Source organism: Aeromonas sp. BIGb0445 (assembly GCF_024809075.1).
GTDB classification, from domain to species: domain Bacteria; phylum Pseudomonadota; class Gammaproteobacteria; order Enterobacterales; family Aeromonadaceae; genus Aeromonas; species Aeromonas rivuli.
This window is the reverse complement of record NZ_JANUES010000001.1, coordinates 128,925-141,530: the sequence shown is the minus strand read 5'-3', so window position 1 is coordinate 141,530 and position 12,606 is coordinate 128,925. Positions and strand designations below refer to the sequence as shown.

Sequence of the window (12,606 nt, the reverse complement as noted above, 5' to 3'; positions counted from 1 at the left end):
GGGCCTTGCGGCCCCTGATAGGAAAAAGAAGGATCAGGCTTCGAAGCCGGTCAGCACCACTTGCTCTTCCCCCTCTTGCTCGATGAGGAAAATATCCTTGTATGCCATATAGATGGAGTAGTTGAGCGCAGGCAACACCACCAGCAGGCCAATCAGCATCAGCAGGGTGCCGAGTAGCAACATCACGCAGCCCAGCAAGCCCCACCAGAGGAAGGGCCACATATTGCGCTGACAACCGATGAAGCTCAGCTTGGCGGCCTGCCAGGCTCCGACATCATGGAAATAGATGAGGGCGGGGGCAAAGGTCACCGCCATCAATACCGGCACCAGCAGCAGCATCCCCAGCAGTACGCAGAGCAGCACGCCCCTGGCCTGCTCCACCGTCAGGGAGAGCTGTTCGGGATCCTGGCTGAACAGATCACTCAGCCCCCACAATGAGAGCAGTCCGAAACAGAGCATGGCGATCAGGGTGAAGAGACCAAGGGCAAACAGCCCCCCCATGATCAGTGGCGTCAAGCGATGGCGAAAGCCTGCGAACAGGTCGGAGAAGGTCAAGCGCCCCTGCTCATCCCCCCCCTTGGCCACCACCATCCAGCCGGCCATCCACACCATGTAGAGCAGTTGGGAGATGAAGCCTCCTGCGGGCAGCTGTTCGATCAGCAGGCCAACCCCCAGCCAGAGCAGCAACATGGCGACGCTCAGTCCCATGCCCTTGTTGAAGATATCGAATCCGCTACGGATCCATAACCAGCCACGTCCTATGGGATGACGCTGGGGTTCGGTGCGCAGGGCGCTCTGGGTACTCATCATGTTGCCTCGATCGGATGGGCGGGCAGAGGGCGGCTCAGGGCACAGTCACCGTCACCATGACGGTGGCCGTATAGGGCCCGGTTCGTACCGGCTGACCGGGCAGCTTGGTCGGATACACCCTCACCCTGTAGTCAGTCTTATGGGTGCTTTGCGAATAGGGTACCTCGATGGCTGTATCAAATGGAATAGGGGTATCCGTATCCTGTTGGAACAAGCCAATACCGACCCCCGCCAGGCTGGTGCTGATGAAGTTGCCCTGGCTGGTGAGGGCGCCACCAAAACGGTAACTGAGCGGGATCACATAGTCGCTCGGGATCTGGCTGCAGGTCACACTCACGTTGACGCTGCGCGGAGCATAACCCTGTGGCACGCCCCCCTCGACGAAGGCGCTCTGGGCCACGGCGCCGAGATCCAGGGGGATGCTGGTGCCCGCCGGAAACTGACAACTCGGAGTCGAGGTGATGCTGATATTCATGGCCAGCCGGCTGAACTCGTTACCAACCGCAGTACTGGGCATAGCGGCGCGGCGCACGAAGAGGCTGGCGACAGTGCCGCTGAAGGTTTGGGTCCCCGTAATCCCCTTGAGCAATTTGAGGGTATATCGCCCACCATTGACGCTGATCCCCCCTAGCACAGACACATTTAACAGCCCCCCCACACAAACGGACAACAGACCTGTCGTTGTGTTGTTGAAGGGGACGGTTTGATACCCCCCTCCGGCATTGAACTCCGCCTTGAGACCGAAATAATCATTGAGTTTGATCAGGGTGCCCAGGGGGTCGGCAATGGTCGGCAAGGTGGTGGTCCCCTGGTAGTAAACCGTCATCAAGAGACCAATACCGATGCCGGTACAGTCGCAGGTCGCCGTACTGGTGGTGGCAAAACTGCCAGTGGCCGTATCCCCCGGTTGATAGACGCTGGCAGGGTTGGTCACCGGGACTGTAGCCAGGAAGGGGCTGGTGCACTGGCCGTTGACGGCGTTTGCCTCGGGCAGGCAGCACAGCGCGCCGAGCAAGACCACTCCCCACATACCCACTCGCCGAGTCACCGGCCGGGCCCAATTCACCCACGTATGGTTTTTGAAACTTATCATCCTGCCCCCTGCCCCAATCGAAAATCCTGCTCATGATAATTGCCATCATCATCAATCCAGCGCACTCGGCCACGGGCACCTTGCAATGGGGCCTCACTCCCCCCCACCATGGGCAGGAACAGCTTGCCCAGAGGCGGGATCAGGGCGGCCTCTTGCCAGACTAGGGGCTTTTTACCATGGGAGATCAACACCTCGCTCAGGCTGATATAGAACCCACCGGGATTGAACACAGTCACCCCCAGCCCCGGCCCGGTTTGCCAATTCAGCCGAGTTACCGCCTCCCTCACTGAACCAGGCAGGCCAGCGGGTCGATAGAGCAGCTTGATGCGAGTGCGATAAGCGAGCTGCACCCTGGCCCCGTCAGTGACCGCATTGGGGGGCAGACCCAGCACATTGAGCCAGAACAGGGATTCGCGATCCTGCACCAGACTCTTGGTATCAGTCCCGTAAACACGCAGCGTCTGGCCCTTGCCCCCCCCAAGCCGCATCATGGGAGGGGTTACCAAGAATGGCGCCTTGCTTTGACTCGGTCCCTGCTGCGCATCCCCCTCATCGACCCAGACCTGCAACAAGTTGGGCCGCGGGTCATCGTTGAACACCCTGAGACTGGCTTCCGGTGCCCCGCCCGGATAGATGAGACGCGTCGTCATCAGATTGATGGCTGCCCGCCCCTGCTCTCCCCACAGGAGGAGCGAGCACAGCATCAGACAATAGAACCCGCCTCTTTGCATCATGGTGTCTCCTCCGGCTGGCAGAGCGCGGTCACCTGCTGATAGGGAATGGCAGGGTCCGGCTTGGGTTGTCGATAGTCCAGACGGCAGCGCTGGCTTCCCTCCTTGCCCCACTGCACGTGCAGCTGACCCTGCTCACCACGCACGAAGATGAGCCCCCCCTGGCCGACCACGGCCACCGAGCGGCCACTGCTATCGATCACATCGGCGCCAAACGGCAGCGTTATCCGATCCGGTAGCTGGGCCTGCACCAGCAAGGGTTGACCAATATGGGTCTCATAGTCGAGTTTGACGATGGCGCCGCGCCTCGGGGCCACCATCTGCGCACTGCCATCTATCTCCACGTCCACCGGCAGGCCGCCCGGATCCAGACTGATGATGTTGTTACGATAGGGATTGAGCCCGGCCAATACCGCATAACCATCCCCATCGACCTCGCTGCCGATGCCATGGCTTATCTTGGCCCCCTGGGCGCCCTTGGCTTCCACCAGCGCCATTGTCTCCCCCTGCGTCTGCCCCAGTACCCACCCATCTTTATGTACCAGCAAGGTCCCCTTGGCCGAAGCAACGTACTGGGAGTAACCATCTCCCTGGCTGGTACTGGCCCCAAGTTGAGCCGCCGCCCCCTGATACTGCAAGTTGCCGCCATAGCCATAGTGGCTGGGTGCCCCGCCCCCATTCTTGCTGGCGTAGAGCCCGTAATAGAGCAAGCCATCACGCGCACCACCATTGAGATCGGCACGGGCGCTGTAGCCCTGTCCCTCCTGATAAGAGAGGGTGCTACTCAGTCTTGGCCCGCCGAGCGCTTCACCGATGGGAATGCTGAGACTCAGTACATATTGATCCCCGCCGTCGTCTTCATTGAGGGAGTGACTGACCGAGAGGGAGAGACTGCCCCAGCTAAATCCCTTGTTGTAACCCAGCTGGAAGCTGCTGTTGTTCGGCTCTCCCCCCCAGTAGTTGCGGGCGATGCCGCTGAAGTAGAGATCGCCCAGCTCTCCCACCGGCTGGCTGATGTTGAGCTGGAAGCGGTTGCGCTCCCGCTGCAACACATTGAGGCGATCCCCCTGCAATGCCGCCACATCATCAAGATCCAGATACCCCTCACTCGAGAATCGGTATGCGGCCAGAGTGAAGTAGGTGCGGGTGTAGTCCAGCTGCTTGCTGTAGGTCACCCGATAACTCTGCCCCGACAGATCCCCGGCTAATCCGGACTCGGGGGGAAGATCCCGCGCCCAGGAACCGGTGAGATCGAGTGCCAGGGCACCATAATCGGATCCCACCGCCAACCCCCCCAGCAGGGCGCCATAATCTTGCGCCGCAATAGTGCCGCCATAGAGCGTCAGGGTATTGGAGAGGCCACGCCTGTAGGTGCCTTGCAAGAAATTGGGGCCATCCGCTCCATCATCATTGCGATATTGTCCCAGGGTCAGGCTAAACCGGGAGGCATCGGTGCGCAGCATCTGCACCACGGAGGAGAATGGCAGGGTGAAGCTGCGCTCACGGCCATCCGCCTCTGTGATGGTCACATCGAGATCCCCCGCAAAACTGGTGGCATAGAGATCGTCGATGGCGAAAGCACCTGGGGCAACCTGGGTCTCATAGATGAGCGCCGTTCCCTGACGGATGGTGACCCTGGCATTGGTTTCGGCGGTGCCGCGTACCACAGGGGCAAAGCCACGTTCAAAATCCGGCAGCATGGCATCATCGCTGGCCAGCTGCACCCCCGTGAAGGGCACACTGTCAAAGCTGTCCCCCGGGGTAAAATACTCTCCCAAGGTGAGCTGGGCTCTGTGCACCGTGATATCCCGCTGGGCATAGCTGTTGAGCGCTTGATAGTCCCCTTCGCTCTGAAAGGAGCCGTTATGACGTAAACGCCAGCTCCCCAGATTGAGGCCGGTATTGAGGTTGATGTTGCTGCTGAGCCGGTCTGATGCGCCTTGCTGGTCGCTGTAGTAGAGGTTGGCGTTATAACCGACAAAACCGGCATTGATCCCCTCCACCCACTGATCCGGTCCCACATAATTGCGGCGTACTCGCCCGACATAGGCCTGCGGCAGGCTGAGGGCACCCGTCAGGCTAGGTAGGTCCAGCGTGAAACGGGCCTCAGGCACCAAAGCGTCGACTTCGATGCAATCGCTCTGCAGCAGGGCGTTAACTGTCTCCTGATCAGGAAGTTGGTCTATCAGCAAGCCCCACTGCTCGACCTGACCCGCCTTGAAGCAGAAGCGGGGTGACTGGGGATCCGCGCTCGCCCTCACCTCCAGCTGCTGGCTCAACTTGTCCTGGCCATTAATGATGATATCGAGTTGATACATGCCTGGTGGCACAAAATCGGCGCGGGAGAAGCGGGTCAGGTCGATGTCCATGCCAAGCGCATCGAGCAGCTGACTATTGAACTCCACCGGTTCGGGAGCCGCTACCGCCTTGGCTTGCACGGTCTCAGCGGCCATTGCGACATGACCGATGAGCAGCATTATAAGCAGGAAAATACGTGTAACCCGGCAAGATATCCGGCAAGGGGGGAGGTAAACATGATGGCCAGTCATCGACACGGCGGCAGGGAGATCACTGGCAATCACGGCGCACCCCCCTCCAGATACAGACTGACATCGAATGCGGGAAGACCTGATGCCGGGCTTACTCCCCCGGCCCGGTGCTCGTCAGTTGAACGCGAATCGGCCCACCTCGCGGGCACCATAATCATTAAGCCAATAGAAGGTCACCGTCTTGGCCTGCACTGGCCCGCTCAATCGTTCCAGAGGAAAATCAAAGCTGGCCCCAGGCGCCACCATGCCACCACTGCGATTGGCATACTGCCCGGCCTGAACCGTCGTCAGATCGAGATGGCTGATACTGACGTGGTAACTGCTCGGGTTGCTGGCACGCAGCACATAGCCACTCGTCTGATGCAGTAGTTGCCACTGCAAACCATTGGCGGATTTCTGGATGTCACCGGCTAGCCCCTGGGGCCGGTAGAACAGCTTGATGCGAGAGCGAAAGGCGAGTTGCACCAGATTCTGACCCGCCACGGCAGACTTGGCGCTGGGCGGCACCTCCAGCACATTGAGCCAGAACACCGACTCCTTGTTGGATGGCAACCCTTGCCCCACATAAGCCAGGCGCAGGGATTGGCCTCGCAGGGCCTCTATTCGGGTAATGGGGGGAGTAATGAGGAATGGCAATCTGTCGGCACCGGGTCGGATCCGACGATCGCCGCTGTCCATCCAGATCTGTACCAACGCGGGCAGCGTGCCCTTATTGGTCAGCTCCAGCGTCACCTCACGGGCCGTGGAGGGATAGATGACCCGGGTGCCAGATATCTGGACCTGGCCCCAGGCCAACATGGGCAAGATCACTACCCCAGGGAGCAGAAACCGGCCGCACATGCCACCCAGACGGGCCAGACGCCATGCCATGCTCATGGGGCTGATCTCAGTGATAGTCGAGCGAGTAAATGAGATCAGCGGACACCAACCCTGCCCCCACAGCCCCAGTGGCTATGTATTGGGCGCTGTAATAGAGGGTGGCATCGCCGGTCGCATTGAAATCAACCAGCACATCGTTGCCCGTGTTATCTCTCAGATCGATAGGCGTACTGTCGGATGCGAGGATCTGCACCTCCACATTCGCTGCCGGATTCTTGCCCCCGGACGCCACCGCTTTGTTGCTCAGGTTGCCGGTGCTCTGGGCCACGCCAAAGTTCTCGAAATAGGCCCGCACCGAGCCCGTTGTCGGGCAACTGGTGAGCTCCAGATTGAAACCTGTCGCACCGGCAGTTACTCCCAGACCGGAGAGCGCATTGGTACTGACGGTGGGCAGGGTCACAATCGCCGAGGCACTGCCGCCGTTGACAGAGATGTCGCAGGTTCCCGCCGTGACCTCCCCAGTGATCGTTATGGTGCCATTGAAGGCCAAGACAGACCCCGAGGCCAGCAAGCTGGCCGAGAGTCCAAGAGCCACAAGAAGATTTATTTTCATCACAACCTCCACCTAACCCGTTGGGATAGCTCAACTCGGTGTGCTGGCAATGCTCTGTTTTCTATCTCCGGCACATCATCCTTGATGGGTGTCATTTAACGACCAAAATTAATGACTTATTAGTAAATAGCACAACCTGTGGCGCTGTGCCTGTCGCAGGCCAAATATAGAGAAAGCCCCAAGTGAACCATTCCTTGTTTCAGGGGGAAGTACTATTCAACCTGGAGATGTCAGACAGATAAACGAGGATGTGGCATCATAACCCCTTTGCAATTTTCCCCTATCCGGAGTGGTCATGCGCCTCTTGTTCCCCCTCTGTCTGCTGCTGTGCAGTGCAGTCTTGCAGGCTGAACCCAGCTTTATCAGCCGTCTGCTCAATCAACCCGTTCCCGGTGGCGTTGCCGTGATCCCTCTCGATGAGGGTAGCCAGACACCCGCTCCTCGCTATGAGGGAAAACCCGTATTGGTGGTCAAGGAACAAGATAAACAGTGGATCGCCATCGTCGGCATTCCGCTCAAGAGCAAACTCGGTGGGCATCAGCTCGACCTGGCCGATGGCCGCACCCTCGCCTTCAAGGTCGAAGACAAGCACTACCGCGAGCAGCACATCAAGCTCAACAACAAGCGTCAGGTCAATCCCAACCCGGATGATCTCGCCCGCATCCAGCGCGAGCTGGCCGAGCAGACCCAGGCTTATCAGACCTTTAGCCCCATCCAGCCGAGCAACTTGCTGTTCGACAAGCCGGTACAGGGACCCCTCTCCAGCCCATTCGGACTGCGGCGCTTCTTCAATGGCGAGGAGCGCAATCCCCATTCAGGGCTCGACTTTGCGGTCGGTGCCGGCACCCCCGTCAAGGCTCCCGCGGCGGGCAAGGTCATCCTCGTCGGTAACTACTTCTTCAATGGCAACACCGTCTTTGTCGATCACGGCCAGGGGCTGATCAGCATGTTCTGCCATCTCTCCAAGGTGGATGTGACTGTGGGTCAGAGCCTGCCCAGGGGCGGTATTCTCGGTCGAGTCGGCTCAACTGGCCGCGCCACAGGTCCCCATCTGCACTGGAACGTCAGCCTCAACGACAGCCGGGTCGATCCCGCCATCTTTATCGGTGCCTTCAAACCCTGACCTCGACTATCGAACAGACAGAAAAAAGGCAGCCATCGGCTGCCTTTTTTCTGTCATTCATCCGTGCTCTAGGTTCAAGGGGTGGCGCGGCCATGCAGCGCAGATTCCTGGCCCATGGCCCAGATCATGATGGCCACCAGCAGGGCACTGCTGCTGGGCAGGGCCAGCCAGACACCGGCCACCCCCCACAGGGTGGAAAATAGCCACAAGAAGCCGCCGATCAGCACCAGCTTGCCGCCGGTGAGCAGGGATGCCAACCGGGCTCGCCCTATGGCCTGAAAATGGGTAGCGCCCACCAGCAACAATCCCTCCAGCGGCAGGCCCCAGAAGTAGAGCCAGATCCCCAGCGTCGCCACAGGTAACAACCCAGGATTGTCACCGGCAAACAGATAAACGGCCCCTTCTGGCCAGAGGTAGAGCGGAAACAGGGCCACCAAGGCGATAGCGAGGGTCGCACCGAGCGCCAGGTTGCGAACGCGAATGACCCTGTGCCACAGACCGGCCCCGGCATTGAAGCTGGCGATGGGCTGGATGCCCATGGCGATCCCCTCGAAGATGAGATAGAAGAAGGCCTCGGTGTAACTGATCACGCCATAGGCGGCCACATGCAACGAGGTGCCCACCCCTAGCAGGGCCTTGTTGTGCATGGCCAACACCACGGAGAGATAGAGGTACATCAGGAAGCTGGAGAAGCCGAGTTGCAACGTCTGGCCAATTTGACGCCAATCCGGACGCAGGCTGTCCCAACGAATGCGTAGCTGGCTGCGGCGGCCGAGGAAGTGCCACAGACAGAGCCCCCCCGTCATCGCTTGTGAGAGCATGGTGGCGATGGCGGCCCCCGCCAGCCCCCATGGCAACACGACCATCAGCAGATAATCGAGCAGCACATTGAGCACGCCTCCGGCCACCAGGATCCAGGTAGCCAGACCTGGACGGCCATCGTTGCGCAGCAGGGCAGTAAAGGCCATGGAGAGCACGGCGAAGAACCCAAGCAGGGCGTACCAGTCGAGGTAGGCAATGCCGGCCTCGAACACGGCGCCCTCGGCCCCCATCCAGCGCAACAGCGCATCCCCATAGATGAGACCGATGCCACTGAGCAGCAAGGATGCCAGCAGCACCAGCAGCAAGGCATTGCCGACAATCAACCGGGCCAGTTCCGACTCCCCCTTGCCCTGCAAGAAGGAGACCCGGGCGCTGGCGCCCATGCCGATGAGGGCACCTACCGCATAGAGCACGGCGCAGATGGGATAGGCGAGCATCATGCCCGCCAGACCATCCTGGCCCAGAATGTGGCCGACGAAAATGCCATCTATGGTGACATAAATACCCGTGACCAGCATGGCGGCCACGGTCGGTGTGACATAGCGCAAGAACAGACGGCCGAGTGGGGCAGTGCCCAGATCCAGGGTCGACATAGGACTCTCAACAACGAAACAGGAGGGGGCAGAATAATAGCCAAACAAAGCCATCCCTACCCGTTATTTATGTTACGAATCATTAATATGTAAAACTTTACCCGCCCAGAGCCCTGCTTTAGGCTAGGACTCTTCTCTCGAACGGAAACGAGCCTCATGTTGCAACGCCTGCTCCCCCTACTTTTCCTCTGCCTTCCCCTGCTCTCCCAGGCCGATGACGCCACCTCGCAGATAGAGGAGCTGCTCCAGAGCGTGCCCAAGGGCGATGCACCTGAGCATCAGAAGCTGCGGGAAAGCTATCAGCAGGCACTGCAATACGCCCGGGATGCGGAACGCTACCGGGCACAGGGTAAAGCCTATCAACAACTGATGATCGACTACCCCAATGAGTCGGCACGGCTCAAAGATGCCCTGCACAACTACCAGCCCGCCAACAGGGTGCCCCTCGCTAGCCTGAGCGAGGATGCCCTGCGTCAGGCACTGGGGCTGAGCAACAATCGCCAGCTCAACCTGCGCAAGGAGCGTCAGGAGCTGATCGACAACCTCAATCAGCAGGAGATCACCGGCCAGGAGTTTCACCTGCGTATCGATGAGCTGCGCAAGCAGCTGCAACAGACCCGCGCTCAGCTCGATCGGATGAGTTTCAGTGGCGAGTCGGATCGTCAGCATGAGGCATTGCAATTGATGACCCGCCTCAAGGAGCAGGCGCTGTCTGACCGGATCCAGATGCTGGAGCTGGAACAGCTCTCCGCCCAGCAGCGCAGCGATCTTGCCAAGCTCAAGGTGCAGGGGCTCAACCTCGCTATCACGGATGAAGACGAGTGGCAAAATGCCCTCATCGGCCAGCAGAACCTGCTCAGACGCCAGAATACCGAACGCACCCTGGCCCAGAGCGCGCGGCTCAAGGCCCAGCTCACCGCCGACATGCCGCTGCTGCAGGAGCAGCAACAGCAGAACCAGACGCTCTCCATCCAGCTCGGTACCCTGGAAGAGCAGATAGAAAGGGTGCAAGACGAGCAGCGGGATCTGGACAACAGCCTCTCCCACCTCAATGACCTGGTCGATTCGGTACGCGAACAGCTCGAATGGTTGCAGATAAGCAATGCTTACGGTGAAAACCTGCGCAGCAAACTGGCCGACCTGCCCGCCTACTTCCCCCTCGACAAGCTCGAATCGGCCATAGTGCAGTCGCGCATCGCCAAATACCGTTATGAAGGGGAGCAGGAGGGGCTCAAGGATCCGGCTCACGTCAGGGATAGACTGCTCGAAGAGGAGAACAACAAGCTCGACCGCACCCAGATCACAGTGCTCGATAACCTGCTCAAGACCCGCCGCCTGCTGTTGACCCGGCTCAATGATGCCGCCGATACCCTGATCCAGGAGCAGACCAGGCTCAAGCTGCTCTACATCCGCCAGAACAGCAAAATAGACGAAATTCGCGATCTCAGCGCCAGCCATCTGTTCTGGCTGCCGGATGTGCCTCCCCTGACCCCGGCCGTCCTGCTCGGGGTGCCTGCCGCGTTGGGACTGGCATTCGATCCTGCCAACTGGTGGCAACTGCCCCTGGCCCTGGCCGAACAGGGCGCCACCCGCCTCACCTTCATCGTCCTCACCCTGCTGCTGCTATTCGGGCTCTGGATCCGGCTGGCCCGCCATCTGAGCAATTTCAGCCAGCAGATAGCCTCACGGGTCGGCAAGGTAACCCAGGACAAATTCAGCCTGACCAGTCGTTTGCTGCTGCGATCCTTGGTCGCCGCCCTGCCCCTGCCCGCCATGGCACTGCTACTGCGCTACCAGCTGGAGGGAGCCTGGCAATATCCCTTCGCCATCGCCGTCGCCAAGGGGCTCGGCGAGATTTGGTTCCTGCTGCTGGCCCTGCTGCTGGTGCGCCATCTCACCCTGGAGAAAGGCATACTCATTCACCACTTCGGCTGGAGTGGCGTGCAAGTGACCCGCGTCTGGGGCCAGTTCCGCACCCTCTTGCTGATCCTGATCCCCAGCTTCTTCGTGCAGGGCATGGCCGACAGCTATCAAGAGCACGCCTTCTACGACACCCTGGGGCGACTCGCCTTCATCGTGGGGGCGCTCTGGCTGCTGCTCTTCTTCGTGCGCCTCAATCATGAGCGGCTGCCGCTCACCTGGGGACAGGCAGACATGAACAAGCCACATCTGTTGCACCACTTCATCTGGAACGCCCTCATGCTGGCGCCCCTGGTGGCGGTGACCGGTGCCCTGCTCGGCTACTTCTACACCTCCCGCATCCTGCTGCGCCAACTGGAAGTGAGCCTGCTGATGGGGCTCGGTTGCCTGCTGGTCTACTACCTGGCAAGACGCTGGATGCTGATCCAGCGCAGGCGACTCGCCTTCGAGCGCGCCAAGAGCCGCCGCGCCGAGATCCTGGCCCAGCGTGAACGGGAAGAACAAGATGACCTCAGTTCCGAGATCCCGGATGTGGTGGAGGAGCAGGAGCTGGATCTGGACACCATCAGTGCCCAGTCCCTCGGCCTTATCCGCACCTTGCTGATGCTGGGCTTCACCATACTGGTGGTGGTGCAATGGTCCGATCTCAACTCGGCCTTCAGTTTCCTGAGCAACATCGAGGTCTGGCAGGTAAGCAGCAAGGTGGCGGGCATAGAGCAGCTCTCGGCCATCACCTTGCAGGATCTGATGCTGACCCTGTTCGTCTTCATCCTGACGGTGATGACGGCCCGCAACCTGCCGGGTCTGATGGAGCTCACCCTGCTGCAACACCTGAGCCTCTCCCCCGGCACCGGCTTTGCACTGACCACCGTCAGCAAATACATGGTCATCCTGATAGGCGCCCTGACCGGCTTCTCCATGCTCGGCATCGACTGGTCCAAGACCCAGTGGCTGGTGGCGGCGCTCTCGGTGGGGCTGGGCTTCGGCCTGCAGGAGATCTTTGCCAACTTCGTTTCCGGCCTGATCATCTTGTTTGAGAAGCCGATCCGGCTCGGCGATACCGTCACCATCCGCGATCTGACCGGGACAGTCTCCAAGATCAAGACCCGCGCCACCACTATCGTGGACTGGGACAGGAAAGAGATCATTGTGCCCAACAAGGCCTTCATCACCGAACAGTTTATCAACTGGTCACTGTCCGATGCCATCACCCGGGTCAAGCTGCGTATCCGCATCGGCCTGACCCAGGATCCCAAGCGGGTGCAGCAGCTGCTCGAGCAGTGCGTGCGTGAATCCAGCCTGGTGCTGGATACCCCGATCCCCGAGGTGTTCCTGATCGAGTTCACCGACTCGGCGCTCATCTACGAGATCCGGCTCTACGTCAACAACATGGATCACCGGATGCCGATCACCCACGAGGTCCACTCGGCCATCCTGGAAAAACTGCATCAGTTAGGCATGCATCTGCCTCACCAACAAATCGACATTCGGATGAGTCGGGGATGATATGGATAGCGATGCAATTCACGTTGT

Annotated in this window: 9 protein-coding genes; 2 read left to right on the top strand and 7 right to left on the bottom strand. The window is 59.9% G+C overall.

Going from position 1 to position 12,606, the window contains the following annotated elements:
* Positions 1–33 precede the first annotated feature (33 nt).
* The 6 genes from M2367_RS00610 to M2367_RS00585 form a co-directional block, all read right to left on the bottom strand.
* Positions 34–807 carry a BPSS1780 family membrane protein gene (locus M2367_RS00610; protein ID WP_259235827.1) on the bottom strand — a complete coding sequence of 258 codons (774 nt, stop codon included), beginning with the start codon at positions 805–807 and terminating at the stop codon, positions 34–36.
* A gap of 37 nt (positions 808–844) precedes the next feature.
* Positions 845–1,840, bottom strand: coding sequence for a fimbrial protein (locus M2367_RS00605; protein ID WP_259235495.1), 996 nt, complete (start codon positions 1,838–1,840; stop codon positions 845–847).
* A gap of 59 nt (positions 1,841–1,899) precedes the next feature.
* Positions 1,900–2,637, bottom strand: coding sequence for a molecular chaperone (locus M2367_RS00600; RefSeq protein WP_259235494.1), 738 nt, complete (start codon positions 2,635–2,637; stop codon positions 1,900–1,902).
* Entirely contained in the window at positions 2,634–5,087 is a 2,454-nt protein-coding gene (locus tag M2367_RS00595) for a fimbria/pilus outer membrane usher protein (RefSeq protein WP_259235493.1), read from the bottom strand. Before M2367_RS00595 ends, M2367_RS00600 begins: the two co-directional genes overlap by 4 nt.
* Before the next feature lie 210 nt (positions 5,088–5,297).
* Entirely contained in the window at positions 5,298–6,059 is a 762-nt protein-coding gene (locus M2367_RS00590; protein WP_052448199.1) for a fimbria/pilus periplasmic chaperone, read from the bottom strand.
* 10 nt (positions 6,060–6,069) lie between these two features.
* Positions 6,070–6,615 (bottom strand): fimbrial protein, encoded by a 546-nt coding sequence (locus tag M2367_RS00585; RefSeq protein ID WP_259235492.1) that lies wholly within the window; start codon positions 6,613–6,615, stop codon positions 6,070–6,072.
* Positions 6,616–6,910: 295 nt separating this feature from the next.
* On the opposite strand from M2367_RS00585, the gene M2367_RS00580 reads away from it, so the two are divergent.
* Entirely contained in the window at positions 6,911–7,738 is an 828-nt protein-coding gene (locus M2367_RS00580; protein ID WP_259235491.1) for a M23 family metallopeptidase, read from the top strand.
* A 74-nt stretch (positions 7,739–7,812) separates the two neighbouring features.
* Here M2367_RS00580 and M2367_RS00575 read toward each other — a convergent pair whose 3' ends face one another.
* Positions 7,813–9,153 carry an MATE family efflux transporter gene (locus M2367_RS00575; protein WP_259235490.1) on the bottom strand — a complete coding sequence of 447 codons (1,341 nt, stop codon included), beginning with the start codon at positions 9,151–9,153 and terminating at the stop codon, positions 7,813–7,815.
* A 156-nt stretch (positions 9,154–9,309) separates the two neighbouring features.
* Here M2367_RS00575 and mscM point away from each other — a divergent pair, with 156 nt between their 5' ends.
* Positions 9,310–12,579, top strand: coding sequence for a miniconductance mechanosensitive channel MscM (gene mscM, locus M2367_RS00570; protein ID WP_259235489.1), 3,270 nt, complete (start codon positions 9,310–9,312; stop codon positions 12,577–12,579).
* The last annotated feature ends 27 nt before the right edge of the window (positions 12,580–12,606 follow it).